Origin of the sequence: Micromonospora sp. KLBMP9576 (assembly GCF_050941805.1) — a bacterium.
GTDB lineage: Bacteria > Actinomycetota > Actinomycetes > Mycobacteriales > Micromonosporaceae > Micromonospora.
In genome coordinates, this window is sequence record NZ_CP194567.1 from 5,576,177 (window position 1) to 5,601,436 (window position 25,260).

Here is a 25,260-nt window from a genome sequence, read left to right on the forward strand (position 1 = left end):
GCGGCCCGCAGCTCCCACCATCCGGCACGAACCACCGCCGGACCGGCACGAACGGCACCACCGGGCACGGACCGCCCGGCCGGCACGAAACGCTCAGCCGAGGCGGGCGACGACCGGACGCAGGGCGGCGGCCACGTCGGCCGCCGTCACCGGCCCGCCCCGGGCCGCCTCCCGGCCGGCCAGCCCGTGCAGGTACGCGGCGGCGGCCGCCGCCCGCTCCGCCGGCAACCCGGCCGCCAGCAGCGAGCCGAGCAGCCCGGCCAGCACGTCGCCGGTGCCCCCGGTGGCCAACGCGGGGGTGCCGGTCGGGTTGACGTACGCCCGGCCGTCCGGCGTGCCGATCACCGTGCGGTCGCCCTTGAGCAGCACCACCGCGTTCATCCAGGCGGCCAGCCGCAGGGCCGCGCCCACCCGGTCGGCGCCCGGTTCCTCCCCGCAGAGCCGGGCGAACTCCCGGTCGTGCGGCGTGACGACGATCGGGGCGTCCCGACCGCGCAGCCGGTCGGCGAGCGAGCCGTCGACCAGCAGGGTCAGCGCGTCGGCGTCGAGCACCACCGGCACCGGGGCGGCGAGCACCGCCCGCAGCTCGGCCGTCGCCTCCTCGCCGGTGCCGAGACCCGATCCGCAGACCCACGCCTGCACCCGCCCGGCGTCGGCGACCCGCCCGGTCGCGATGACCGACGGATGCCGGCGCAGCACGTCCGCCCGCGCCGAGCCGGCGTAGCGGACCAGGCCGGTCGGCCCGGCCAGCGCCCCGGCGACGGAGAGCACGGCCGCTCCCGGGTAGGTCGCCGAGCCGGTCGCGAGGCCCACCACGCCCCGGCTGTACTTCTCGGCGGCCGGGCCGGGGCGGGGCCACCAGTCGGCGACGTCCGACCACTCGGTGACGCCCAGCGCCGGGCTGCCCCGCAGCCACGGCCCCAGCCCGATGTCGACCAGTTCCACCGCGCCGGCGAGCGCGGCGGCCGGGCCCACCACCAGGGCGGGCTTCAGCCCACCGAAGGTCACCGTCACGTCGGCCCGCACCGCGGCGGGGCTGCCGGTGGCGGTCAGCGGCACGTCCCCGGTGTCCACCGCGACCCCGCTCGGCACGTCCACGGCGACCACGGTGGCCGGCGCACCGTCGCGCCCGCGCTGCCCGGCGAGGCCGGCGGCGAGCCGCTCGGCGGCGTCCCGGAGCCCACCGCGCCCACCGATCCCGACCATCCCGTCCAGCACCAGGTCGACGGTCCCCGGCAGCCGGTCGACGACCCGCCCGCCGGCGGCCCGCAGCGCCGCCAGGCCCTCCGCGTGGGCCCGCCCGGGGGTCAGCAGCAGCGCCGACACGGCCGCGCCCCGCCCGGCCAGCCGCGCGCCGGCGAGCAGCGCGTCGCCACCGTTGTCACCGGAGCCGACCAGCAGCAGCACCCGCGCGGCGTAGACCCCGCCCCGGTCGGCGAGCAGCAACGCGCAGCGGCGGGCCAGCCCGGCCGCCGCGCGCCGCATCAGCGTTCCGGGCGGCAACGTGGCCAGCAGGCCCGCCTCCGCCGCGCGTACGTCCGCCACCCGCCACACCTGTCTCATGCCATCCCGTCCCGTCCGCTACCCGGCGGGCCGCGACCCGGCCCGCTCCCGATCACCGTTCCGCGACCACCATCGCCGAGGCGATCCCGCCGTCGTGGGACAACGAGAGATGCCAGCGGTTCACCCCGCATTCGGTGGCCGCCGCCGCGACCGTGCCCGCGACGGTCAACCAGGGACGGCCGTCCGGGTCGGTCACGATCTCGCAGTCGTGCCAGCTCAGGCCGGCCGGGACGCCGAGTGCCTTGGCGACCGCCTCCTTCGCCGCGAAGCGGGCGGCCAGCGACTCGGGCGAGCGCGGGTTGCCGGAATGGGTGCGGCGCTCGGCCGCCGTGAAGAGCCGGTCGGCGAGCAACGGGGTCCGCGCCAGGGCCCCCGCGAAGCGCTCGACGGGTACGACGTCGATGCCGACAGCGACGATCATCCACTCACCCTACCGGCGCCGGGCGGCGCAGATTAGCCGCCGATTCCGCGCGGGGCAACGCCTGTGGACGACCGGCGGTACGTGGCGACCACAGTTGTCCACAGGCCGTGCGCGGGGCTGTGGACGACGCCTAGCGTCGCCGTCGTCGAAGTCCGCGCGAGGCGGGGGGCCGAGCATGACCGAGGAGCCGTTGACCGTACGACCCGGCGCGCTGCGCCGGGCCGCGAGCGGGCTCGATGACGACGCGTACCGGCTGGCGCACGTGCTGGCCGGGGCGCCCGGGCTGGTGGTGCCGGCCCCGCAGTGGTCGGCCGGGGCGGCGCTGAGCGGGCTGGAGTCGGCCGTGCACGCCTGGTGCGGCGGGCTCGGTGCCCGGGTGGCCGTCACGGCCGGGGCGGTCCGGGCCGCCGCCGGGGCGTACGAGGCGGTGGACGACCGGGCGGCCGGCCGACTCGGGAGGCTGCACCGGTGACCGCGCCCGCGGCGGCCGGCCCGACGGTTGCGGCCGGGCACCCGGCACCGCCCTCCTCCCGACCGGCGGCCGGGGCGGGCCCACCGGGCCGGCCCGCGCGCGCCGCCTCCCGACCGGCCGGGGCGGGCCCACCCGGCCGGCCCAGGCACCCCGCCGAGCGGGCCGGCACGGTGGGCTACCGGCAGCTCTGGGCGGCCGATCCCGGCGCGTGGCGGGCCGCCGGGGTCGCCTGGCGGGGGCTGACCGGGCTGGTGGCCGGCCGGGCCGACGCGCTGGCCGGTGGCGCGGCGGCGCTGCGGGCCGACTGGTCGGGCGGGGCGGCCGGCGTCGCCGACGCCCGGCTCGCGGCGCTGCGCGCCGAGCTGACCTCGGCCGCCCCCGCCCTGATCGAGGCCGACCAGGTGCTGGCCGAGTTCGCCGGCCGGCTGGGCACGGCCAGGGCCCGCCTCGCCGCCGCGGTGGCCGGCGCGGACACGGCCGGGCTGCTGGTCGACCGGCAGGGGCGGGTGACCGCCGACCCCGCCCGCACGCCGGCGACCGCCCGCCGCGGGGCTGCCGTGGTCGAGGCGGGCACGGCGATCAGGGTGGCGCTGGAGCTGGCCGGCGCGGCGGACCGGGAGGCCGCGGGTCGGCTGGACGCGCTGGCCGCCGACGCCCGCGCGGGCTGGGCCGTCGCGCCACCGGCGGACCGGCCGCCCGACGGCGCCGGCCCGGCGGCGGTGCGGGCGTGGTGGGCCGGGCTGACGCCCGCGCAGCGCCGGTGGCTGGTCGCGTACGAGCCGGGGCTGGTCGGCCGCCTCGACGGGGTGCCGGTGGCCGCCCGCGACCAGGCCAACCGGCTGCTGCTCGGGGCGCGGCGGGAGGAGTTGGCGGCGGCGCGGCGACGGCTGCTGGAGCGGGTGCCCCGCGGGCCGGTCGAGCTGGCCGGGCTGTTGCGCGTCGGGACGTCCCTGGCGGGGCTGGACGCGTTGGCCGCCCGCCTGGCGGGCGACGAGCAGCCCCGCGCCTACCTGCTGGGGCTGGGCACCGCCGGCGAGGGACGGGCGGTCGTGGCGCTGGGCAACCCGGACCGCGCGGCGCGGGTGCTGACCTACGTGCCGGGGATGACCGCCGGCCTCGGCGACGCGACAGGCGAGCTGGGCCGAGCGGCCCGGGTGCTGTCCCGCTGCGCCGCGCTGGCCCCCGAGCAGGAGAGCGCGGCGGTGCTCTGGCTCGACTACGACGCCCCCGACTCCCTGCACGAGGCGGCGTGGCCGGGCCAGGCCCGCGACGCCGGCCCGGCGCTGCACCGGTTCCAGGAGGGGCTGCGGGAGACCCACGACGGGCCACCGGGCCGGCAGACCGTGCTGGGGCACAGCTACGGCTCGCTGGTGGTCGGCACGGCCGCCCGCGATCACGGCCTGGCCGCCGGCGCGCTGGTCTTCGTCGGCTCACCGGGGGTGGGCGTCGCACACGCCGGCGAGCTGGGCCTGCCACCCGGGCAGGTCTGGGCGAGCACCGCACCGGACGACGTGATCCGGCTGGCCCGCCCGCCGGACGAGCTGGCCCGGCGGGCCCTGCTGGACGCGTCACCGGTCGGCCCCGCCATCGGCCGGTTGCTCGGCGTGCCGGAGCGCGAGCTGTGGTTCGGGCAGGACCCGTCCCACCCGGGCTTCGGTGGGCGTACGTTTCCCAGCGGTCGGCACGGGCACACCGGCTACTGGGCGGCCGACAACCCGGCCCTGGACGGAATGGCCCGGGTGGTGCTCGGCCGCTGAGCCGCGGCGGCCCCGCCCGTCGATGCGATGGGCGGGGCCGTGACGGGGTCGTTGGCCTACTCGACGGTGACGGACTTGGCCAGGTTGCGGGGCTGGTCCACGTCGTGCCCCCGGGCGGCGGCGATCTCGGCCGCCAGGACCTGCAACGGCACGGTGGTGACCAGCGGTGCGAGCAGGGTCGGCGTACGCGGCACGCGGATCAGGTGGTCGGCGTAGCGGACGACCGCCTCGTCGCCCTCCTCCGCGATCACGATGGTCCGGGCGCCGCGCGCCCGCACCTCCTGGATGTTGGAGACCACCTTGTCGTGCAACATGCCCCGGCCGACCGGGGACGGCACGATGCAGATCACCGGGGTGCCCTTGTCGATCAGCGCGATCGAGCCATGCTTCAGTTCGCCGGCGGCGAAGCCCTCGGCGTGCATGTACGCCAGTTCCTTGAGCTTGAGCGCCCCCTCCAGGGCCACCGGGTAGCCCACGTGCCGGCCGATGAAGAGCACCGTCGGCTCGGCCTTCAGCTCGCGGGCCAGCTCGCGGACGGGCTCGATGCGGCCCAGCAGCTCACGGAGTTTGCCCGGCATCTCCTGGAGCTGGGCGACCACGGCGGCCACCTCGTCGGCGAACTTGATGCCGCGCACCTGGGCCAGGTGCAGGCCGATCAGGTAACAGGCGACGAGCTGGGTGAGGAACGCCTTGGTGGACGCGACGGCGATCTCCGGCCCGCCGTGCGTGTAGAGGACCGCGTCGGACTCGCGCGGGATGGTGGAGCCGTTGGTGTTGCAGATGGACAGGACGCGGGCCTTCTGCTCCTTGGCGTGCCGCAGCGCCATCAGGGTGTCCATCGTCTCGCCGGACTGCGAGATCACCACGATCAGCGTGGACCGGTCGAGGACCGGGTCGCGGTAGCGGAACTCGCTGGCCAGCTCCACCTCGCAGGGGATCCGGGTCCAGTGTTCGATGGCGTACTTGGCAACCAGACCGGAGTGGTAGGCGGTGCCGCAGGCGACGATGAAGATCTTGTCGACGTCGCGCAGGTCCTGGTCGCTGAGGCGGACCTCGTCGAGCATGATCTCGCCGGAGTCGGTGAGCCGGCCGAGCAGCGTGTCCGCGATGGCCTGCGGCTGCTCCTCGATCTCCTTGAGCATGAACCAGTCGTAGCCGCCCTTCTCGGCGGCGGAGGAGTCCCAGTCGATGTGGAAGTCCTTGCCGCCGGCGGGCTGGCCGGCGAAGTCGGTGATCTCGATGGTGTCGCCGGTGATGAGGACGATCTGGTCCTGGCCGAGCTCCACCGCCTCCCGGGTGTGCTCGATGAACGCGGCCACGTCGCTGGCCAGGTAGTTCTCGCCGTCGCCCCGCCCGACGACGAGCGGCGAGTTGCGCCGGGCGCCGACGACCGCGCCGGGCACCGCGGCGTCGACGGCGAGCAGCGTGAAGGCGCCCTCCAGCCGCTGGCAGACCACCCGCATGCCGGCGGCGAGCAACTGCGGCCCGTCGGGGTGGCCGGCGGCGCGCAGGTCGGCCAGCGCGGCGGAGAGCAGGTGCGCGGCGCACTCGGTGTCGGTGTCGCTGGTGAACTGGACGCCGTCGGCCTCCAGCTCGGCGCGCAGCTTGGCGAAGTTCTCGATGATGCCGTTGTGGATCACGGCGACGCGGCCGTCGGGGGCCAGGTGCGGGTGGGCGTTGCGGTCGGTCGGACCGCCGTGGGTGGCCCAGCGGGTGTGCCCGATGCCGGTGGTGCCGTCGCCGATGCCGATGGGGCTGGCCGCGCAGGACGTGGGATCCTCGGCGGCCCGCTCGGAGAGCACCTTCTCCAGGTTGGCCAGCTTGCCGGCCTTCTTCTCGGTCAGCAGCGCGCCGTCGCAGACGATGGCGACGCCGGCCGAGTCGTAGCCGCGGTATTCCAGCCGCCGCAGTCCGTCGAGCACGATGCCGAGCGCCGGGCGCGCGCCGGCGTAACCAACGATTCCACACATGTCTCGGAGCCTAACCGAGTTTCGCTCAATGTGCGTGCTCGAAAGCGGGGTAAACAATCATTGACTCTGAGCGAACGGGGCGAGGCGGCACCGGCCGTGACGAATCCCCACCCGGCCAGGGGACGGCCGCCGAGGGCGGGCGGGCGGTCGACGGCCGCGCTCCGGGGGATTGAAGCCGCGCCGGGAGTCCGTAGGCTGGCGGGCGTGACGACCGCCGACGTGGATCCGCTGGTGGCCCGGATGCGCCCGTTCGGGACGACCGTCTTCGCCGAGATGTCCGCCCTCGCCGTGCGCACCGGCGCGGTCAACCTCGGTCAGGGCTTCCCCGACACCGACGGGCCGCCGGAGATGCTGGACGCCGCCGCGGAGGCGCTGCGCACCGGGCAGAACCAGTACCCGCCGGGCCCGGGCGTCCCGGCGTTGCGCGCGGCGGTGGCGGCGCACCAGCGCCGGTTCTGGGGACTGGAGTACGACCCGGACGGCGAGATAGTGGTGACGGCGGGCGCCACCGAGGCGATCGCGGCGGCCATCCTCGGGCTCTGCGAGCCGGGCGACGAGGTCGTCTGCTTCGAGCCCTACTACGACTCGTACGCCGCCTCGGTCGCGCTGGCCGGCGCGGTCCGGCGCCCGGTCACGCTGCGTCCCGCCGCCGACGGCCGGTACGCCTTCGACCCGGCCGCCCTGCGCGCCGCGTTCGGCCCGCGCACCCGGCTGGTGCTGCTGAACTCGCCGCACAACCCGACCGGCAAGGTGTTCACCCCCGACGAGCTGGCCCTGGTCGCCGAGCTGTGCCGGGAGCACGGCGCGTACGCGGTGACCGACGAGGTGTACGAGCACCTGGTCTTCACCGACGCGTCCACCCCGCACGTCCCGCTGGCCACGCTGCCCGGCATGCGGGAGCGGACGCTGCGCATCTCGTCGGCCGGCAAGACGTTCTCCTGCACGGGCTGGAAGGTCGGCTGGGTGAGCGGGCCGGCGGCGCTGGTCTCGGCGGTGCTGCGGGTGAAGCAGTTCCTCACCTTCGTCAACGCCGCGCCGCTCCAGCCGGCGGTCGCGGTGGCGCTGGCCCTGCCGGACGCCTACTTCGCCGACTTCCGCGACGGCATGCAGGCCCGCCGCGACCAGCTCGTTGCCGGGCTCACCGACGCCGGGTTCGAGGTGCTCCCGCCGGAGGGCACGTACTTCGTCACCGCCGACGTCAGCGCGCTGGGCGGGCGGGACGGGGTGGAGTTCTGCCGGTCCCTGCCCGAGCGGTGCGGGGTGGTCGCCGTGCCGACGCAGGTCTTCTACGACGACGCCGAGGCCGGTCGGCACCTGATCCGATTCGCTTTCTGCAAGCGACCCGAGGTGCTGACCGAGGCCGTCACCCGGCTGCGCCGGCTGTCCGCGACCTGAGCTTCCCGGCGGCCGGCCGCGCTCGACGCCGTCCGCGCCACGGCGGTCGACGCGTACCTGAGCGTCAGCCGGCCGCCCGGGTCGGGCCGGTCCCCCGCTCCGGCGGCACCGCCTCGGAGCGGGGCGCCCGGAGCCGGGCGAGCGCCGCGCCGCCGCCGGCGAGCAGCACCTGCTCGGCGTCGTCGACGAAGGCCAGGTCGGCCTCGACGTGTCGACTCGCCGCCGAGAGCAGCAGGCCGACCACCGGGTCGTCGGCCCGGCGGCGCAGCCCGTCGAGGTTGTGCAGCTCCCGCATCAGGTGACCGCGCTGGTTGCCGAGCACCGTGCGCACGGTCGCCGGCTCGCCGGACCGGGCCGCGGCGGTCACCTTGAGGAAGAAGTCGTCCCGGAACCCACCGCTGCGCGGGCTGGGCTCGCCGAGCCAACGGTCCAGCTCGGCCCGACCCTCCGGGGTGATCTCGTAGACAACCCGGTCGGGCTTGACCGGCTGGGGCTGCCGCTCGGCCACCACCAGGCCGTCGCGGGAGAGCCGGTCGAGGATCTGGTAGAGGTGCCCGATGTTGAGCGGCCCCCACTGCGGGCCGACCGCCTCCTCGAAGGCGCCCTTCAGCTCGTAGCCGTAGCTGGGGCCGCTGGCGAGCAGGGCCAGGACCGCGTGCTGTATCGCCACCGTCTACTCCGATCCGACCCGGAGGCTGACCGCCACCGGGCCTTGCATTGTCACAATGTATCGCGCACAGTGTGCTCAGCACACGGGGAGGCGCGACATGCTCGACATCATCTGGAGACAGCTTCGCGGCCGTGCGGGACGGTCGGTGGCGCTCCTGCTCGGCGTACTGGTGGCGACCACCGGTTTCGTCGTGCTGACCGGCGCCACCACCACCTCCCGCCTCGACGTCACGGGCTCCGTCGAGCGGAACACCGACGCCGCCTACGACATCCTGGTTCGCCCGAAGGGCACGCGTACCCCGCTGGAGGCCGAACGCAGGCTGGTCCAGCCCAACTACCTCTCCGGCCTGTTCGGCGGCATCACGATGGCGCAGTACGACCAGGTGAAGGCGGTCACCGGGGTGGACGTCGCCGCCCCCATCGCCATGCTCGGCTATTCCACCGCCCCGGTGCCGACCCCGCTGGACCTGACCGACGCCGTCGACCCCTCGCTCGACCGGCAGGTCATCCGCGTCGATCCCCGGTTCGTCGCCGAGCGCGGGCTCTCCGGCACGCCGGGCCGGCCCCGCTTCGTGTATGTCACCACCCACCCGCTGATCTACCCCCGCACCGACGTCGCCCAGCCCAGCGACTCCACCCCGTACACCGACGGTCGAAGCTATCCGTGGGCCGCGTGCGGGTGGGCCGCACCCCGCGAGGTACTGCCCGACGGCCGCACCCAGGCCGTCTGCGACCCCCGCTCCACCCTGGGCAGCCCGGGCGCGTACTCCGAGCGCGAGGAGTGGTCGCTGGTGGCCGTACGGCTGCTCCCGGACGGTCGGTTCGAGGCCGGCGGGGGCGTCCTCGCCGACGCCGGGACGGAATCCTCGTCCACCTCCGACCGTTTGCGGATCGCGGTCGGCCTGACGGTGCCGCTCCTGCTCGCCGCCGTCGACCCGGCCGCCGAGGACCGCCTCGTGGGTCTCGGCGGCGCGTTGGTCGACGGGCGCGCGCTGGGCCAGGACGACGCCGTCGCCGTCAAACGGGCGGGCGGGGCGGAGATGCACACGGTGCCGGTGCTCGCCACCAGCAGCCCCTTCGTCGACGAGGAACTGCGTGCCAGCTTCACCCGGCTGCCCGCCGCCCGCCCGGCCGGGGTCGGACTCGCCGAGCTGGAACAGTCCCTGGGGCGTGGTCCCGCCCTCCCCGCCGGGGAGGCTCGCCACGACGTCACCGCTGGCTGGCGTAACCGGCTCGCCACGGGTCTCTCCCCGGACGGCTGCTGCTTCGGCCAGCTCCAGACGATGGTGCAGGCCGGACCGACCCGGTACGACCGGCTGCCCGACGGCACCCTGCGGGTCGGCGCCCTGCCGGCGGCCGATCCAGCGGTCTACGGCGACCAGGCCACGTTCAACCCCTACCCGCGTCCCTGGCTTGCGGAGGACACCGGAGCACGGTCGCTGCGCAGGCTTCCGCTGAAGAAGGCCGTGCCCGGCACCCTGTACCGGGGTTGGCGGGCCGTGGGGGTCTTCGACCCGGCGAAGCTGACCGGCTTCAGCGACGTCGGGCGGGTGCCGCTGGAGACGTACGAGCCGCCGTCGGCGCAGGGCGCGGACGCCGCCAGCCGGGACGCCCTGGGCGGCCGGCCGCTGGAGCCGGGCGGCAACCCGGCCGGTCACCTCTCCGCCCCGCCGCTGCTGCTGACCAGCCTCGCCAGCGTGCCGAAGCTGCTGGCGGGCGGCGGCAGTCCGCAACTCGCCGCCCCGATCAGCGCGATCCGGGTCCGGGTCGCCGACGTGGGCGGCTACAGCGACCGCGCCGCCGAGCAGGTCCGGCTGGTCGCCGAGCGGATCGCCCAGGTCACCGGGCTCGACGTCGACATCACCCTCGGCTCGTCCCCCGCCCCGCAGGCCGTGGAGCTGCCCGCCGGGTCGTTCGGCCGGCCGGCGCTGCGGCTGACCGAGGAGTGGTCGGCGCTCGGGGTCGCCTCGGTGATCACGAAGGCGGTGGACCGCAAGAGCGTCGCGCTCTTCGTACTGGTGCTGGTGGTCTGCGCGCTCTTCCTCGGCAACGCAGTCGCCGCCGCCGTCCGGGACCGCCGGTCCGAGCTGGCGGTGCTCGCCTGCCTGGGCTGGCCCGCCCGACGCATCGGCGCGTTGATCCTCGGCGAGGTGGCCGCCCTCGGGCTGGCCGCCGGGCTGCTCGCGCTGGCGCTGGCCGTCCCGCTCGGGGCCGCGCTCGGTATCGACGTGGGCTGGCGGCGGGCGCTGCTGGCCGTACCGGTGGCCCTGCTGCTGGCGCTGTTCGCGGGCCTGACGCCGGCCCTGCGGGCCGCGCGCGCCCACCCGGCCGCCGCGCTGCGCCCGGCGGTGGCGACGGCCCGGTGGGTACGCCGGCCGCGCACCCTGGTCGGCCTGGCCCTGGCCAACCTGGCCCGCACGCCCGGCCGCACCCTGCTCGGGGCCGGCGCCCTGGCCATCGGGGTCGCCGCGCTGACCCTGGTCGCCGCCGCCGGCTACGCGTTCCGCGGCGCCATCGTCGGCAGCCTGCTCGGTGACACGGTGTCGCTGAGCGTGCGGGGCGCGGACACCATGGCCGCCGTCGCGACGGTGCTGCTCGGTGCCGCCGCGGTCGCCGACGTGCTCTACCTGAACATCCGGGACCGGGCCGCCGAGCTGGCCACCCTGCGCGCGGTCGGCTGGAGCGACGCCGCGCTGGGCCGCCTCATCGCCTACGAGGGGCTGGCCCTGGGTCTGCTCGGCGCGGTCACCGGCGCCGGCCTCGGGCTGACCGGGGCGGCCTGGCTGGTCGGCGCCCTACCCGACACGTTGGTCATGGTCGCCGCGCTCGTGGCGGTGGCCGGTGTCCTGGTCACCTCGGTGGCCGCCCTGGTCCCGGCCGCGCTGCTGCGCCGGCTGCCGACCGCCCGACTGCTTGCGGAGGAGTGACGATGGAGACGACGACGGGCAGCACGGTCCGGGTCGCCGGGCTGGCCCGACGGTTCGGGGCCGGCCCGCAGCAGGTGACCGCGGTCGACGACGTGTCCCTGGAGATTCCGGCGGGGGCGGTGGTGGCGCTGACCGGGCCCAGCGGCTCCGGGAAGTCGACGCTGCTGCACATGATCGGCGCGATCGAGCAGGTGGACGCCGGCACGATCACCGTGGACGAGCAGGAGATCACCGCGCTCGGCCGGTCCGCCCTGACCCGGTACCGGCAGCGGGTCGGCTTCGTCTTCCAGCGCTACCACCTGCTGCCCGCCCTCACCGTGCTGGACAACGTGGTCGTGCCGGTGCTGCCCCGCCGAGGGCGGGCCGACCACGCCGCCCGGGCCCGGGAGCTGCTCGACGCGGTCGGCCTGGCCGGGCGGGAGCGGGCCCTGCCGGCCCAGCTCTCCGGCGGCCAGCAGCAGCGGGTCGCGATCGCCCGGGCGCTGATGGGCTCCCCCGGGCTGCTGCTCGCCGACGAGCCGACCGGCAACCTCGACTCGGCCACCGGCGGGCAGATCCTCGACCTGCTGCTGGACCTGCGCGACCGGCACGGCATGACGGTCCTGCTCGCCACCCACGAGCGGGCGGTGGCCGCCCGGTGCGACCGGCTGATCCGCCTCGGCGACGGGCGGATCGTCGAGGACGTGGACCTCACCGACGGCGAGGACTCGGCGGCCACCTTCCGGCGGGCCGCCGGCCTGCGCCTGTAGACCGGCCGGCCGGGACGGGCACCGTGGCCGGTCCCGGACGTCGGCGGCGCCATGGCCGGTCCCGGACGTCGGCGGTGCCGACGCGGGGGCTGCGCGGCACCCGGTCGCCGGACCGGTCCGGGAAAGGCGACGGCCCGGGCCGCCGATGGCGGGCCCGGTCCGATGCGAAAGGTCAGGCGGTCGGGCTGGCGGTGCGGACCTGCTCGGCGATGCGCTCGGCGACGCTTCGGGCGACCTGCTCGGTGGCCGCCTCGACCATGACCCGGACCAGCGGCTCGGTGCCGGACGGACGCAGCAGCACCCGGCCGGTCTCGCCCAGCTCCGCCTCGGCCCGCTCGACCTCGGCCCGGACGGCGGGTGCGGCCGCGCCGACCGTACGGTCGCCGACGGGGACGTTGATCAGCACCTGCGGCAGCCTGGTCACCACGGCGGCCAGTTCCGCGAGGGACTTGCCGGTGGCGGCCAGCCGGGACATCAGGTGCAGGCCGGTCAGCACGCCGTCGCCCGTGGTGGCGTACGCGGGCATCACGATGTGCCCGCTCTGCTCGCCGCCCAGCGCGAGGCCGGACGCACGCAGCTCCTCCAGCACGTACCGGTCGCCGACCTTGGTCTCCAGGAGGCGGATGCCCTGCGCGGACATGGCCAGCCGCAGGCCGAGGTTGCTCATCACCGTGGCGACCAGGGTGTCCCCGGTGAGCGTGCCGGCCTCCCGCATGGCCAGGGCCAGGATCGCCATCACCTGGTCGCCGTCGACCTCGTCGCCGTCGGCGGTCACCGCGAGGCACCGGTCGGCGTCGCCGTCGTGCGCGATGCCCAGGTGGGCGCCGTGCTCCACCACCGCGGCGCGCAGCGCGTCGAGGTGGTTGGAGCCGCACCCGTCGTTGATGTTCAGGCCGTCCGGCTCGGCGTGGATCGCGATGACCTCGGCGCCGGCCTCCCGGTAGGCGGTGGGGGCGACCTCGGCGGCGGCGCCGTTCGCGCAGTCGACCACGACCTTGATCCCGTCCAGCGGGTGCGGCACCGTGCCGCTGAGGTGCCGCACGTAGTGGTCGGCGCCGTCGAGCAGGTCGTGCACCCGGCCGACGCCGGCACCGACCGGGCGGTCCCAGGCGGTGGTGGCGTTGGCCTTGACGGCCGCCTCGATCCGCATCTCGATCTCGTCGGGCAGCTTGTGCCCGCCGGCGGCGAAGAGCTTGATCCCGTTGTCGGGCATCGGGTTGTGCGACGCGGAGAGCATGACGCCCAGGTCCGCCTTGGCCTCAGCGGTGAGGTACGCCACGGCCGGGGTGGGCAGCACGCCCACCCGCACGACGTTCGCACCGGCGCTGGCCAGGCCCGCCACCACGGCCGCCTCCAGCATCTCGCCGCTGGCCCGGGGATCCCGGCCGACCACGGCGAGCGGCGGATGGCTCCGGTCCGTCTCGGCCAGCGTGTGGGCGGCGGCGACGGCCACCGCCAACGCCAGCTCGGGGGTGAGATCCACGTTCGCCCGCCCGCGTACGCCGTCCGTGCCGAACAACCGACCCATACCCGCCAACCTCCGATGACACTGCCGATGAGGAGAAAGCGGAACGGCCGGCCCACCTCCCGGCGAGGGGAGGCGGACCGGCCGTCCGTCAGAAGTACAACTCGCTGCTGAAGATCAGCGCTTCGAGTACTGGGGAGCCTTACGGGCCTTCTTGAGGCCGTACTTCTTGCTCTCCTTGACCCGGGCGTCCCGGGTGAGGAAACCGGCCTTCTTCAGCGCCGGGCGGTCGTCCGGCTCGTTGACGATCAGGGCCCGGGCGATGGCGAGCCGCAGCGCGCCGGCCTGGCCGGTGGTGCCGCCGCCACGCAGGTTGGCGATGACGTCGAACATCTCCGGCTTCTCGGCCGTGACCATCGGGTCCTTGATCAGCTGCTGGTGCACCTTGCTCGGGAAGTAGGCCTCGAGCTCGCGACCGTTGCAGGTGATCTTGCCGGTGCCGGGAACGATGCGCACCCGGACGATGGCCTCCTTGCGCCGACCCACGGTCTGGATCGGGCGGTCACCACGCGGCGCGCGGGCGACAGGCGCGGGCGCCTCGGTGGCCTCGGGGGCGACCTCGGTCTCGGTGATGTCCGTCATGCTGCTTCCTTCGCCCGCGCTCACTGCGCGATCTGCTTGATCTCGAACGGCACCGGCTGCTGCGCGAGGTGCGGGTGCTCGGCACCGGCGTAGACCTTCAGCTTCTTGATGAGCTGACGGCCGAGCTTGTTGTGCGGGAGCATGCCCTTGACGGCCAGCTCGATGGCCCGCTCGGGACGCTTGGTCAGCAGCTCGTCGTAGCCGACCTGCTTCAGGCCACCCGGGTAACCGGAGTGGCGGTAGGCGACCTTGGTGTGACGCTTGTTGCCGGTCAGCGCGACCTTGCCCGCGTTCACGACGACGACGAAGTCGCCCATGTCGACGTGCGGCGCGAAAGTCGGCTTGTGCTTGCCCCGCAGCAGCGTGGCGGCGTGGGTGGCCAGGCGGCCCAGCACGACATCAGAGGCGTCGATGACGTGCCACTGACGCTCGATCTCACCCGGCTTCGGGCTGTACGTACGCACAGGTATACCTTGTCTCGTCGTCGGTCTGGGGTCGCGCGCCGAGATTAACCGAGGCGCGCGCGAACGACCAAGCGTACCTCAGGCGGCACGCCTCTGGATGTCGTACAACAGCAGGCAACGATACCCGCCGCCCCGGCGGCAGGTCAAAACGGGGTATCGCCCACCTGACCCGCCCCATGATACCTGGCGGCCGACGCGGCCCCTGCCCGCGGGCGGGCGCCCTTCGCGGGGCGCCCGGAGCGCGGGAGAGACGTCAGAGCTGTTGCAGGATGCGCAGCGCCCGGCCCACCCTGAGCATCGTCGCCGCGTCGGCGACGTCCACACACCCGGTGAACCACTGCTTCATCGGCGCGGAGATCCGGTCGGGCATCACCACGTACGCGCCCATCGGCACCGCCAGGGGCGAGTCGCGCAGCAGCGACTCCTCGACCACCTCGACCACGATCACGATCGGCACGTCCGTGGAGTTGTAGACGTCGGAGCTGACGACCAGGCCGAGCCGTTCCCGCGCGCCGTCGATGCGCCAGACCTCGCCCCTACGCAGCACGCGGGCGCCGGCCGAAGAGCACGTCGTGGACCATGCCGACCTCACGGGCGTCGGCGAGGGCGGCGGACTCGAGGTCGAGCCCGGCCCGGCCGACGGCGGCGGCGTGCGCGGTGAAGACCTCGCGCAGCGCCTTCTCCCGGGCCGCCTGGTCCATCCACGCCGACAGGGAGAGGCCCTCGCGGCTGGCGAACCGCCGGGCCTCCTCGATCGTCTCGTCCGAGAACGACAGGGTCACCTTGGCAGTCATGCCACGCAGACTACCCAGCGGTATGACCGGCAGTCATCCCGTCGGGGCCGGCTCTTCGCGTGGCCGCCGAACACGGCAAACCGCCTGAAAAAACAGTCGACGTCGACCAGACCGGCCCCGGCCAGCCACCGGCACTGCACGGGGACCTGCGCCGGCCGGTCGTAGGCCATCCGCCCCTCGGCGGCGGCGATCTCGTCGACGCCGGAACCCGACGCGGGTACGCGGCTCGTGACAGGGCCGAAACAGACGGGACGTGGGCCGGAAACCGCCCACCGGCACGCTGTGCCGACATGACGGACGGTGCACGGGGGACGACCGGACCGTGGCGGCGTACGCGTCGGGGAGCGACGCCCGCGGCCGCGTGCGGACGACCTCCTCCCGCACCACCGTCCGGCCGTCCGCCGTCGACGACCAGGTGCGTCGCCCGGACGGCCTGGCCGGGGCGCGGCTGCGGCAGGAGGGGTGAATGCGCGACGAACTGGCCGGCTTCACCATCGGGGTGACCACCGAGCGCCGGCGCGACGAACTCGCCACGCTGCTGCGGCAGCGGGGCGCCCGGGTGGTGGTCGCCCCCGCCCTGCGGATCGTGCCGCTGGCCGACGACACCGACCTGCGCGAGGCCACGCGGGCCTGCCTCGACCGGCCGCCGGACGTGCTCCTGGCGAACACCGGCGTCGGCATGCGCGGCTGGCTGGAGGCCGCCGAGGGCTGGGGACTGGCCAAGCCCCTGCGCGGCGCGCTCGCCGGCGCGTACGTGGTGGCGCGGGGGCCCGACACGCGCGCGGCCGTCCGGGCCGCCGGCCTGCCCGAGCAGTGGTCGCCGGGCTCGGAGAGCTACGCGGAGGTGATCGCGCACCTGCGCCGGCGTGGGATCACCGGTCAGGTGGTCGCCGTGCAACTGCCCGGCGGGCGGCAGCCGGAGTGCACGCTGGCGCTGGCGGCGGCCGGGGCGCGGGTGATCGAGGTGCCCGTCCACGGCTGGGCGCCGCCGACCGACCCCGCCCCGCTGCATCGGCTCATCGACCTGGTCGTCGGCCGCCTGGTCGACGCGGTCACCTTCACCTCCGCCCCGGCGGCCGAGGCGCTGCTACGCGCCGCCGGGGACCGCTGCGACGCGGTGCTCGACGCGTTCCGGGCCCATGTGTTGGCCAGTTGCGTGGGCGCGGTCACGGCCGAGCCGCTGCTGCGGCGCGGGGTCCCGGTCAGCACGCCGGCCAGGGCCCGCCTGGGTGCGGTGGTCCGGGCCCTCGTCGACGAGCTGCCGCGCCGCACGGTCACCCTGAAGGCGGCCGGTCACCTGCTCACGCTGCGCGGGCACGCCGCCGTGGTCGACGGCGAGTTACGCCCGCTCGCGCCGGCGCCGATGGCGGTGCTGCGGGCGCTGGCCAGCCCACCCGGTCAGGTGCTGTCACGCACCGCCCTGCTGCGGACGCTGCCACGCGGTGCCGACGAGCACGCCGTGGAGATGGCGGTGGCCCGGCTGCGCGTCGGGTTGCGCACGCCCCGGGTGGTGCAGACCGTCATCAAGCGCGGCTACCGCCTCCGGGTCGACTGACCGACCCGGCTGCGGTAGCCGCCCCGCTCAGCCGACCGGCGCGGGATAGCCCCGGCCCTGCTCGGACTCGAGGCGGAGCATGGCGTGCTCCACGACGGTCACCAGCACCTGCTTGACCGCGTCCCGGTGCCGGGCGTCCGTCAGCACCAGCGGCACGTCCGGGGAGATGGCCAGCGCCTCGCGGACCTCCTCCAGCTCGTACTGGGGGGCGCCGTCGAAGCGGTTCAACGCCACGACGTACGGCAGCCTGCGGTTCTCGAAGTAGTCGAGCGGCGCGAAGGCGTCGGTGATCCGCCGGGTGTCCACCAGCACGGCCGCGCCGACCGCGCCCTTGATGATCTCGTCCCACATGAACCAGAACCGGGTCTGGCCAGGTGTGCCGAAGAGATAGAGGATCAGGTCCTCGGCCATCGTGATCCGGCCGAAGTCCATGGCGACCGTGGTGGTCTGCTTTCCCGGCACCTTGGACGGGTCGTCGATGCCGACACCGGCCGCGGTCATCACCGCCTCGGTCCTGAGCGGAGTGATCTCCGAGATCGCGCCGACCAGGGTCGTCTTGCCCACGCCGAAGCCACCCGCGACCACGATCTTCGCGGAGATGATTCCCCGGTTCTGGCGGGCCCCGGCTGGGTCATAGCCTGCGAAGTCCACTTAGCACCCTTCCAAGGATTTCCATCCGCTCCTCGAACCCCTCGGCGGGAGCGGCAGTGTGTAGCGTCAGCAGGCTCTCGGCCACCATGTCGGCGACCAGCACCCGGGTGACGCCCAGCGGCATCCGGGTGTACGCGGAGATCTCGGCCAGCGACTGCGCCCGGCCCTCACAGACGGTGGCGATGCGGTACTTGTCGTGCCCCGCGAAGCGGGCCTCCGCGGCCTGGGTCGGGCTGGCCGTCAGGACCGCCTCCAGGGCGATCTCCATTCGGGCCTCGGTCCGGCCGCGGGTGACCGCGTACGGTCGCACCAGCGCACCACGTGGGTCCACGCGCCGTTGGTCCATCGACGATCACCTCCTCTCCCGGCCGGGCCCCTGGCCGGGCACCGGATATTGTCAGCTCCCGCGACGCGCGGTCCGCGCGTCGCGCCCCGTCAGGACCGCACCGCGTCCCGGGGAAGCGGCACCAGCGCCGCACCCACCCGCTCGACCAGTAGCGCCATCTCGTAACCCACCTGACCGACGTCGCAGCTCCGGGCCGCCAGCACGGCCATCGACGAGCCGTCGCTGATCGACATCAGGAACAGGTAACCGCTGTCCATCTCGATGACCGTCTGGAGCACACCACCGGCGCTGAACATCCGCGCGGCGCCCTCCGTGAGGCTGACCACGCCCGAGGTGATCGCGGCGAGCTGATCCGCCCGGTCCGCGGGGAGGTCCCGCGAGCAGGCGAGCAGCAGCCCGTCGGCGGACACCGCCACCACGTGGGCGATTCCCGCCACGCTGTCGGCGAAGTTGGTGAGCAACCAACTCATGTCCTGCATGGCCGCTGGCCTGTTCATCGACTCGTCTCCTTGGTCGAGGTGCTGTCCTGGTCCGTGCCGGCCGCCCGGCCGCGCTGCACGCCGCGGTGGTAGGCGGACAACAGGCCCCGTACTTCGTCCGGGGTGCGCCGGCTGCGGTCACGGCCGCTGCGGGGTTCGATCCCGCCGGGCACGAGCTGCGCCTGCGGCTGCCGCTTGGGCAACCCGGATCGGGTGGTGCCGGCGGTGGCGGGTTCCGCCGCCCGGCTGGCCCGGGACCAGCCGTCGTCGGCCGCCGTGCGCCAGGCGTCCGCGCCCGCCGCCGGGGGCTGCTCCGCGACCGGCGCCGCGGGCCGCGGCTCCGGCGTGGTGGGCCGCGCCGCGGGCGGCGGGGCGTACGCCGGCGTCGCCGACTGCGCGGGTGCCGAGGTGGGGGTGGTGCCGGGGGTCCGGGTGGGTAGCCGGGGCCCGCGCTGCTCCCCCGCGGCCGGCCTGGCCGCGACCGGCGCGCCGGCGCTCGGCGCCGCGGTGGCCTGCGGGGCCGCCGGCGGCTGGTTGAAGTCCGGACGCGTGAAGATCGCCGTGGCGTCGTTACCGTGCGACCGGAACCACACCGCCTCCATCTCGCGGAAGATCGGCGCCTCGGCCGGCAGTTCGGCGCGCGGGGTGATCGGCGCCGCGGGGGCGGGAGCGGTCGGGGCCGTGGCCGCCAGTCCCGCCCCGAGCCCACGGCCCGCGCCCGGGTCGGTGCCGAAGCCGGTGGACCGGGCGGTCCCGGCCGGGTCGGTGCCGAAGCCGGTGGACCGGGCGGTCCCGGCCAGGCCCGCCGACAGCCCGCCGGGGGACGGCGAACCGGCGATCGGGCCGACCGGCAGGGCCGGTGCGCCCGGCGCCTGGGCGTCCCCGCCGGGAACCCGCTTGGGCAGCGGGTCGACGGTGGGATACGCGACGGTCGGCGTACCGACCGAGGCGCCCGCTCCGGCGAAGGTCGGCTGGGTCGGGGGTGCCGCCGGCAGGCCGGTCGTCCGCACCGGCGGCATGGTGTCGCGCGCCTGCTCCGGGGCCTGCCACGGTGCCGGGGCGGCGGAGCGCCACTGCTCGGCGAGGGTGGCCGAGGAGGTACGCCCCGCACCGGCGGCCGACCCGGCGAGACCGGCCGCGGGAAGCGGGGCCTGCTCGACGGCGAGCGGCTGCCGGGGCCGGGTGATCTGCGGGTCGCGGCTGTGCACGGGCGGCAGCACCACCGTCGCGGCCGGGAGCGTCACCTGGGCGACGGTGCCGCCCTCCACGTTGCGTCGCAGCTCCACCCGGATGGAGTAGCGGGAGGCCAGGCGGCTGACCACGGCCAGACCCATCAGGCGGAAGGCCGCGACGTCGACGTTCGGGGCGGCCAGTCGCCGGTTGAGCGAGTGGAGCTGCTCGTCGGTGAGGCCCAGGCCCCGGTCCTCGACCTGGATCAGCACGTAGTCGCGGATCCGCCGCCCGTCGGCGACCACACTGGTGGTCGGCGGCGAGAAGCGGGTGGCGTTGTCGAGCAGTTCGGCGACGAGCCGGACGACGTCGTTGACCGCGTGCGCGGCGACCGAGATGTCGGTGTCGACCGTGCCGAACTCGATCCGGTTGTAGAGCTCCACCTCGGACTGCGCGGCCCGCAGCACGTCCACCAGCAGGGCGTCGTCGCGGCGCGGCACGGCCGAGTCCGCGCCGGCCAGGACGAGCAGGTTCTCGTCGTTGCGGCGCATCCGGGTGGCGAGGTGGTCCAGCTCGAAGAGCTGCGCCAACCGCTTCGGGTCCTCCTCGCCGCGCTCGATGGCGTCAAGTTCACCGATCATGCGGTCGACCAGGGTCTGACTGCGCCGGGCCAGGTTGAGGAACATCGTCGAGACGCTCGTACGCAGTGCGGCCTGCTCGGCCGCCACCCGGACCGCCTCGCGGTGCACCACGTTGAAGGCGAGCGCCACCTGGCCCACCTCGTCACGGGTGTTGAGCTGGATCGGGTCGCGTACCTGGCGGACGATCTCCTCGACGCCGCCGTCGCCGACCTCGCCGACGTTCTGCAGCCGCTTGACCGCGTCCGGCAGGTCGTGGTTGGCCACCGAGAGGGCGCCCTCCCGCAGCCGGCGCAGCGAGTGGTTGAGCGAGCGGGCCAGCACCACGGCGAGGGTCACCGCGACGATGAGGGTCAACAGCACCAGCGCCGTCTCGATGATGGCCTGCCGGATGACGTCCGAGCGGGCCTCGTCGGCCTGGCTGAGCAGCCGGTCCTGGAGTCGGATCTCGGCCCACCGCATCAGGTCGTTGACCGCGCCGATGGCGGCGGTGGCGTCCTGGGCGGTCACCAGCGATCGCTGCCCGACCGAGCGGGTGATGTCGGCGGCCACCCGGTCGGCCAGGGTGACCGCGTCGCCGGCGACGGTGCTGTCGACCAGGGCGCGCTGGGTCGGGTCGGCGGCCAGGGAGAAGGTGACAAGCGCCTCCTGCTGGCTGGTCAGCGTCGCCACGAAGGAGGAGAACTGCTCCTCGTCGAGCTGGCCTGCGGTGAGCGCGGTGTAGACCACCGACTGTTCCTCTGCGACGGCCGCCTTCGCGCGGGCGAACGCGGCGACCGCGCGCCGGGCGTCGGAGAGCCGCTCCTCGCCGGGGAGCTGGGCCAGCCCGTCGCCGTACGCGACCAGGTCGGTGATGATGACCCCGTAGCGCAGGGCCGCCTCGGCGACCGCCATCTGCTGACGGTCCAGCACCTCCTGCCGGGTGCTGGCGAGCGTCTCGAGATGCTCGTCGATGGTCGTCAGCCGCTCCTTCACGGCGGTCGGCACCTCGCCGATCCGGCCGCGCTCCGAGCGGTACGCCTCGACCCGCTGGTCGGTGCTGCGCACCCGCAGGTTGTAGGCGTCGGCCTTCTGCTGCGGGGTGGACAGGAAGTTGGCGGCGGCCATCCGCTCGGCGTGCAGGTCCTGCGTCAGCGCGGAGACGTCGAGGGCGAGCGCGGTGAGCCCGCGGGCCTGGGTGGCGTCGAGGGTGTTCTCGCCGACGGCGACGAGACGGACCGTGGCCAACGCGAGCACCGCGGCGACTGGCACGACCAGGATCAGCGCGAGCTTGGAGCGGATCCGCACGTCGCGGAGCCGCGGTAGCCGGCGCCGCTTCGGCTGATCGGCTTCGCCACTGGCGGGCAGGGTCGTCGGTCCGGTGCTCACGACATCGCCTCCGTCGTTTCTTCCACGCCTGCCCCGCCGACTCGCGCCCGGTGCAGCGGACTGCGCCACACGCGGCACGGCCGCGATTTCATCAGAAGTGATCCTGTTTGGGAAGTCGCGGTGAGGTAGGAAACGGTCGGAGGGCACGCATCCCGTGATCCGGTCAACTAATACCTTCAATTCTCCATGCCCCGTGAACAGGGCATGTGACTCCAGAGTGGTCGGCCGTGTCGTATTAGTGAGCGCTGGCAAAGTTTCCGTTGCCCCACCATGTGGGATACGCGTCCCGAAACGCTTACGGCGCTCCGCTTGACCGCAGGGCCCGGCGTTGGCAAGGTTTTGCAGGCTTCGCGCACACCGTACGGCAGACCGATCCCGTTCCTCTACTGAGGACGGACAACCCGGCGGTGACCGGGCATTGCCCGGGCCGCATCTGGAGGACTGAGTTGAGCCCCATCCGCTCCGCGACCGCCGCGGCGCTCGCATCGGCCGTCCTGGCCACCACGCTCACCGGCTGCCAGTTCGGCGCGGACGAGCAGGACACCAGTCCCATCGTCATCGCCGCGGACCTCGAACTCTCCGGTGCGGCGGCAAGCGCCGGCAAGGCGTACCAGCGGGCGCTGGAACTGAAGGTCGAGCAGCTGAACTCCTCCGGCGCGCTCAACGGCCGCAACGTCGAGCTGAGGGTGAAGGACAACCGGTCGGACGCGAGCGAGTCGCTGCGCAACATCGGCGACTTCAGCGCTGATTCCCAAGTCAGTGCCCTTATCATGGGCGGCTGCGACGAATGCGCCGTCGGGGCCGTACGCACCATCGACGAGAAGCGTATTCCCACCATTGCGCTCGCCCCGTCCAGCGGGGTGTCGAGTCCCGTCGCGGAACGCCGATATGTGTTCAAGCTCTCTCCGAACGCGGCCGACAGCGCCGGCGCCCTCGCCGCGGAGATGCGCCGCAAGGGCGTCCGCAAAGCGAGCGTGCTGCACAGCGACGACGCCTACGGCCGCGAGGGGTTGACCGTGCTGCGCGCCGAGTTCGCGAAGGCCGGTGTGAAACTGCTGCGCGCGGAGGCCGTACGCAGCACCGACACCGAGGTCAGCCGGCAGATCCGGGACGTGGTCAAGCCCAAGCCGGACGCGCTCGTCGTCTGGACGCCGGCGGAGCAGGCGACCCTCGCCGCCACCGCCGCGAAGGAGGCCAAGTTCGAGGGCGACCTCTTCTTCGACGCCGCAGCGGCCGGTGACCTGTTCCTCGGCGCGGCGTCGGGGGCGACCGAACGCACCACGATGGTCTTCACCCAGACCATGGTGATCGACGACGTCATCGCCACCACGCCGGCCAAGGCGGCCCGCCGGCAGTGGTTCCAGAGCTACACCGCCCGCTTCGGCGACTACAGCGGCTCGTCCTCGTTCGCGGCCGACGCCGTGCAGCTCATCGCCGACGCCGAACTGCGCGCGGGCGGCGAGCCCGGCCAGGTCAACCGCGACGGCATCCGCGACGTGCTGGAGACGATCCAGATGGACGGTCTCTCCGGGCCGATCCGGATCACGCCGGACAACCACTCCGGCCTGATGCCCCAGGCCCTCACCACCCTGGTCGCGCGCAACGGGCGCTGGCGCCTCGCGGGATGACCGGACGGTGTGGCCCGCCGCGCCCGGCGGGCCACACCCCCGACTGGTCCGCCCTGGTCAGCGCGCCGACGTGGTGGCCCGGACCCACGGCAGCGCGAGGCGCTCGACCAGCGACAACGCGCTGTACAGGCCGATGCTCATCAACGCGATCAGCACGATCGCCGCCCAGGCGGTGGCCGTGTCGCCGACGCCGTTGTACTGGAGGATCTGATAACCCAGGCCCTCCTTGTCGGAGTAGAACTCCCCGATGACGGCGCCGATCGCGGCCAGCGGCATCGCCACCTTGAGCCCGACGAAGATCTGCGGCAGCGCGGCGGGGAAACGCACCTTGCTGAACGCCTGCCACCACGAGGCGTTCAACGACCGGGCCAGCTCGGCCAGGTCGGCCGGGGCGGTGGTGAGACCGGTCGCCGTGGAGAGCACGATCGGGAAGAAGCACAGCAGGAACACCATGGTCAGGATCGGCTTGGAGCCCCAGCCGACCGAGACGACCAGCAGCGGCCCGAGGGCGATCTTCGGCACCGCGTTGACCGCCACCAGCAGCGGTGCGAACATCCGCTCGACGCGCCGGGACGCGGCCAGCGCCATCCCGATCAGCACCCCGGCGACGGCCGACAGCAGGAAACCGACCAGCGTCATCGTGGTGGTCAGGCCCAGCGCCGGCACCAGCACGTCGGTGCCCGCGGTCAGCGCGCTCCACACCGCCTGCGGCGGCGGCAGCGACACCGGGTGCACCAGTTCCAGCCCCGACGTGACCAGCCACCACACGGCCAGCGTGATCACCGCCCCGAGCAGTGGCAGGCCGACGGCCGACGGTTGCACGGTGAATCGGCGGGTGGGCGCGGGGCGGGGCGCACCGACGCCCGCCGGCTGCGTCGCCGGGTCACCGGGCCGGGTACCGGTCGTCTCCGTCACGGGTTCTCCTCTCCTGCCGGCCGCGGCCGGCACGTGACAGGGGTGCGGCCCCCGGTCGTCCCGGTGGACCGCACCCCTGTGGCACGGTCTGCGTCGATCAGGCCTTCGGCGCGAGGCTGAAGTCGATGACCTGTTCGGGGGTGATGTTCTGCTTGAGCGCGCCGGCGCCCTGCAGGATGGCGATGCTCTTGGCGACCCGGCCGCTGTCCAGGGTGCCGAGCTGGGTGCCGGAGTTGCTGGAGCGCACGTAGCCGGCCATGAGCTGGAGCTCGGCGGCGGCCGCCGCGGGGTTGGCGGCGTCCACGTTCTTCTTCAGCAGGTCACCCGCCTCCTGCGGGTTGGTCAGCGCGTAGTCCAGGCCCTTCATCAGGGCCGCGGTGAAGCGCTTGACCATCTCCGGCTTCTCCTTGGCGATCTTGGAGCTGGTGATCAGCACGTTGCCGTAGAGGTCCTGCATCACGTTGCTGTACGGCAGCATGACGGCCTTCTTCTTGGTCACCGCCTCGATGGTGGGCTGGCCGACGACGAACTGGCCGATGCCGTCCACCTGGCCGGAGGCCAGGGTGCCCATCAGGGTCTGGGCGTCGCCGTTTACCCACTCCACCTTGGTCGCGTCCACGCCGGCCATCCGGGCGTACGTCGGGAAGAGGTTGCGCACGACGGAGCCCTGGGTGTCGGCGAGCTTCTTGCCCTCCAGGTCCTTCGGCGACGCGATGCCCTTGCCCTCGACCGTGGCGATGGCGGCCATGGTGCGCTGCTGGATCGCGGCCACCGCGACGAAGTCCTTGGCCACGCCGTTGCCGACCTGGAGCAGACCGCCGGTGAGGTCGATCGGGCCGAACTGCGCCTGCCCGCCGACGATTGTCCCGATCACGGCGTTGGTGCCCTGACCCGGCTTGATGTCGACGTCGAACCCGGCATCCTTGAAGAAGCCCTTCTCCTTCGCGACCCAGGCGTAGGAGTCACGGCCGAAGTTGCCGAACGAGGTGAGGTAGGTCACCTTCTCCAGCGCCCCGCCGCTGCCGCCCTTGGCGTCGGCGCCGGAGTCCGAGTCGCCGCTGCACCCGGAGACCAGGGCGAGGGCGGTGGCCAGCGCAGCGGCAGCGACCGTACGGGTCAGCCTTCTCATCAGTGCACCATGTCCTTTCCGACCGGAGCGGAATGTCGCCCCGGAGGGGGTTGTCTGGGGTGGCCGGCCGAGGGGGTGAGGCCAGCGCCACCG

At 74.4% G+C, this 25,260-nt stretch carries 23 protein-coding genes; 8 read left to right on the forward strand and 15 right to left on the reverse strand.

The genetic code is table 11. The annotated features are described in order from the left end of the window. Positions 1–93 precede the first annotated feature (93 nt). Complete coding sequence (locus ACQ452_RS24645; protein ID WP_433387720.1) at positions 94–1,563, reverse strand: NAD(P)H-hydrate dehydratase; 1,470 nt, start codon at positions 1,561–1,563, stop codon at positions 94–96. Between the two features lie 52 nt (positions 1,564–1,615). Continuing rightward, complete coding sequence (locus ACQ452_RS24650) at positions 1,616–1,984, reverse strand: holo-ACP synthase (RefSeq protein ID WP_433387722.1); 369 nt, start codon at positions 1,982–1,984, stop codon at positions 1,616–1,618. A 175-nt stretch (positions 1,985–2,159) separates the two neighbouring features. Between ACQ452_RS24650 and ACQ452_RS24655 the strand changes: the two genes are divergently transcribed. Together ACQ452_RS24655 and ACQ452_RS24660 are read left to right on the forward strand one after the other, a co-directional pair. Then, positions 2,160–2,456, forward strand: a complete 297-nt coding sequence (locus ACQ452_RS24655; protein WP_433387723.1) for a type VII secretion target — start codon at positions 2,160–2,162, stop codon at positions 2,454–2,456. After that, positions 2,453–4,213: an alpha/beta hydrolase gene (locus ACQ452_RS24660; RefSeq protein ID WP_433387724.1), complete on the forward strand. Its 1,761-nt coding sequence runs from the start codon at positions 2,453–2,455 to the stop codon at positions 4,211–4,213. Before ACQ452_RS24655 ends, ACQ452_RS24660 begins: the two co-directional genes overlap by 4 nt. 56 nt (positions 4,214–4,269) lie before the next feature. Here the strand turns inward: ACQ452_RS24660 and glmS are convergent, their stop codons facing one another. After that, positions 4,270–6,183 (reverse strand): glutamine--fructose-6-phosphate transaminase (isomerizing), encoded by a 1,914-nt coding sequence (gene glmS, locus ACQ452_RS24665; protein ID WP_433387726.1) that lies wholly within the window; start codon positions 6,181–6,183, stop codon positions 4,270–4,272. 204 nt (positions 6,184–6,387) lie between these two features. Between glmS and ACQ452_RS24670 the strand changes: the two genes are divergently transcribed. Further along, on the forward strand, positions 6,388–7,578 hold the full coding sequence (locus ACQ452_RS24670; RefSeq protein WP_433387728.1) for a pyridoxal phosphate-dependent aminotransferase: 1,191 nt from the start codon (positions 6,388–6,390) through the stop codon (positions 7,576–7,578). Between the two features lie 64 nt (positions 7,579–7,642). Here the strand turns inward: ACQ452_RS24670 and ACQ452_RS24675 are convergent, their stop codons facing one another. After that, entirely contained in the window at positions 7,643–8,248 is a 606-nt protein-coding gene (locus ACQ452_RS24675; protein WP_433387729.1) for a helix-turn-helix transcriptional regulator, read from the reverse strand. A 97-nt stretch (positions 8,249–8,345) separates the two neighbouring features. Here ACQ452_RS24675 and ACQ452_RS24680 point away from each other — a divergent pair, with 97 nt between their 5' ends. Together ACQ452_RS24680 and ACQ452_RS24685 are read left to right on the forward strand one after the other, a co-directional pair. Then, positions 8,346–11,174: an FtsX-like permease family protein gene (locus ACQ452_RS24680; protein ID WP_433387730.1), complete on the forward strand. Its 2,829-nt coding sequence runs from the start codon at positions 8,346–8,348 to the stop codon at positions 11,172–11,174. 2 nt (positions 11,175–11,176) lie between these two features. Next, the gene (locus ACQ452_RS24685) at positions 11,177–11,923 is read left to right on the forward strand and encodes an ABC transporter ATP-binding protein (RefSeq protein ID WP_433387732.1); all 747 of its coding nucleotides are present in this window, start codon (positions 11,177–11,179) and stop codon (positions 11,921–11,923) included. Positions 11,924–12,095: 172 nt separating this feature from the next. On the opposite strand, the gene glmM is transcribed toward ACQ452_RS24685, so the two are convergent. The 5 genes from glmM to ACQ452_RS24710 all read right to left on the reverse strand — a co-directional run bounded on the left by glmM (position 12,096) and on the right by ACQ452_RS24710 (position 15,288). After that, positions 12,096–13,451 (reverse strand): phosphoglucosamine mutase, encoded by a 1,356-nt coding sequence (gene glmM / locus ACQ452_RS24690; protein WP_433387734.1) that lies wholly within the window; start codon positions 13,449–13,451, stop codon positions 12,096–12,098. A 114-nt stretch (positions 13,452–13,565) separates the two neighbouring features. Continuing rightward, complete coding sequence (gene rpsI, locus ACQ452_RS24695; protein ID WP_433387735.1) at positions 13,566–14,030, reverse strand: 30S ribosomal protein S9; 465 nt, start codon at positions 14,028–14,030, stop codon at positions 13,566–13,568. Between the two features lie 20 nt (positions 14,031–14,050). Continuing rightward, entirely contained in the window at positions 14,051–14,494 is a 444-nt protein-coding gene (gene rplM, locus ACQ452_RS24700; protein ID WP_433387737.1) for a 50S ribosomal protein L13, read from the reverse strand. A 253-nt stretch (positions 14,495–14,747) separates the two neighbouring features. Continuing rightward, positions 14,748–15,041, reverse strand: a complete 294-nt coding sequence (locus ACQ452_RS24705) for a type II toxin-antitoxin system PemK/MazF family toxin (RefSeq protein WP_433387738.1) — start codon at positions 15,039–15,041, stop codon at positions 14,748–14,750. Next, positions 15,031–15,288 carry a DUF6364 family protein gene (locus ACQ452_RS24710; RefSeq protein WP_433387739.1) on the reverse strand — a complete coding sequence of 86 codons (258 nt, stop codon included), beginning with the start codon at positions 15,286–15,288 and terminating at the stop codon, positions 15,031–15,033. Before ACQ452_RS24710 ends, ACQ452_RS24705 begins: the two co-directional genes overlap by 11 nt. A gap of 322 nt (positions 15,289–15,610) precedes the next feature. Here ACQ452_RS24710 and ACQ452_RS24715 point away from each other — a divergent pair, with 322 nt between their 5' ends. Together ACQ452_RS24715 and ACQ452_RS24720 are read left to right on the forward strand one after the other, a co-directional pair. After that, entirely contained in the window at positions 15,611–15,754 is a 144-nt protein-coding gene (locus ACQ452_RS24715) for a hypothetical protein (RefSeq protein WP_433387741.1), read from the forward strand. Further along, positions 15,755–16,843 (forward strand): uroporphyrinogen-III synthase, encoded by a 1,089-nt coding sequence (locus ACQ452_RS24720; protein ID WP_433387743.1) that lies wholly within the window; start codon positions 15,755–15,757, stop codon positions 16,841–16,843. Positions 16,844–16,870: 27 nt separating this feature from the next. Here ACQ452_RS24720 and ACQ452_RS24725 read toward each other — a convergent pair whose 3' ends face one another. The 4 genes from ACQ452_RS24725 to ACQ452_RS24740 form a co-directional block, all read right to left on the reverse strand. Further along, positions 16,871–17,494 carry a GTP-binding protein gene (locus ACQ452_RS24725; RefSeq protein WP_433387745.1) on the reverse strand — a complete coding sequence of 208 codons (624 nt, stop codon included), beginning with the start codon at positions 17,492–17,494 and terminating at the stop codon, positions 16,871–16,873. Further along, positions 17,475–17,840, reverse strand: a complete 366-nt coding sequence (locus ACQ452_RS24730) for a DUF742 domain-containing protein (protein ID WP_433387746.1) — start codon at positions 17,838–17,840, stop codon at positions 17,475–17,477. Before ACQ452_RS24730 ends, ACQ452_RS24725 begins: the two co-directional genes overlap by 20 nt. An 89-nt stretch (positions 17,841–17,929) precedes the next feature. Beyond that, positions 17,930–18,337 carry a roadblock/LC7 domain-containing protein gene (locus ACQ452_RS24735; RefSeq protein ID WP_433387748.1) on the reverse strand — a complete coding sequence of 136 codons (408 nt, stop codon included), beginning with the start codon at positions 18,335–18,337 and terminating at the stop codon, positions 17,930–17,932. Then, positions 18,334–21,495, reverse strand: coding sequence for a nitrate- and nitrite sensing domain-containing protein (locus ACQ452_RS24740; protein ID WP_433387750.1), 3,162 nt, complete (start codon positions 21,493–21,495; stop codon positions 18,334–18,336). The genes ACQ452_RS24735 and ACQ452_RS24740 overlap by 4 nt, the downstream gene beginning before the upstream one ends. 446 nt (positions 21,496–21,941) lie before the next feature. Between ACQ452_RS24740 and ACQ452_RS24745 the strand changes: the two genes are divergently transcribed. Next, positions 21,942–23,123, forward strand: a complete 1,182-nt coding sequence (locus ACQ452_RS24745; protein WP_433387751.1) for an ABC transporter substrate-binding protein — start codon at positions 21,942–21,944, stop codon at positions 23,121–23,123. A 57-nt stretch (positions 23,124–23,180) separates the two neighbouring features. On the opposite strand, the gene ACQ452_RS24750 is transcribed toward ACQ452_RS24745, so the two are convergent. Next, positions 23,181–24,038 (reverse strand): ABC transporter permease, encoded by an 858-nt coding sequence (locus ACQ452_RS24750; RefSeq protein WP_433387752.1) that lies wholly within the window; start codon positions 24,036–24,038, stop codon positions 23,181–23,183. 97 nt (positions 24,039–24,135) lie between these two features. Further along, complete coding sequence (locus ACQ452_RS24755) at positions 24,136–25,167, reverse strand: ABC transporter substrate-binding protein (protein ID WP_433387754.1); 1,032 nt, start codon at positions 25,165–25,167, stop codon at positions 24,136–24,138. Positions 25,168–25,260 lie beyond the last annotated feature (93 nt).

Coding starts and splice junctions, on each gene's coding strand:
- ACQ452_RS24645 (WP_433387720.1), bottom strand. CDS start 1,563: ATGAGACAGGTGTGGCGGGTGGCGGACGTACGCGCGGCGGAGGCGGGC.
- ACQ452_RS24650 (WP_433387722.1), bottom strand. CDS start 1,984: ATGATCGTCGCTGTCGGCATCGACGTCGTACCCGTCGAGCGCTTCGCG.
- ACQ452_RS24655 (WP_433387723.1), top strand. CDS start 2,160: ATGACCGAGGAGCCGTTGACCGTACGACCCGGCGCGCTGCGCCGGGCC.
- glmS (WP_433387726.1), bottom strand. CDS start 6,183: ATGTGTGGAATCGTTGGTTACGCCGGCGCGCGCCCGGCGCTCGGCATC.
- ACQ452_RS24680 (WP_433387730.1), top strand. CDS start 8,346: ATGCTCGACATCATCTGGAGACAGCTTCGCGGCCGTGCGGGACGGTCG.
- ACQ452_RS24685 (WP_433387732.1), top strand. CDS start 11,177: ATGGAGACGACGACGGGCAGCACGGTCCGGGTCGCCGGGCTGGCCCGA.
- glmM (WP_433387734.1), bottom strand. CDS start 13,451: ATGGGTCGGTTGTTCGGCACGGACGGCGTACGCGGGCGGGCGAACGTG.
- rpsI (WP_433387735.1), bottom strand. CDS start 14,030: ATGACGGACATCACCGAGACCGAGGTCGCCCCCGAGGCCACCGAGGCG.
- ACQ452_RS24710 (WP_433387739.1), bottom strand. CDS start 15,288: ATGACTGCCAAGGTGACCCTGTCGTTCTCGGACGAGACGATCGAGGAG.
- ACQ452_RS24720 (WP_433387743.1), top strand. CDS start 15,755: ATGCGCGACGAACTGGCCGGCTTCACCATCGGGGTGACCACCGAGCGC.
- ACQ452_RS24730 (WP_433387746.1), bottom strand. CDS start 17,840: ATGGACCAACGGCGCGTGGACCCACGTGGTGCGCTGGTGCGACCGTAC.
- ACQ452_RS24735 (WP_433387748.1), bottom strand. CDS start 18,337: ATGAACAGGCCAGCGGCCATGCAGGACATGAGTTGGTTGCTCACCAAC.
- ACQ452_RS24755 (WP_433387754.1), bottom strand. CDS start 25,167: ATGAGAAGGCTGACCCGTACGGTCGCTGCCGCTGCGCTGGCCACCGCC.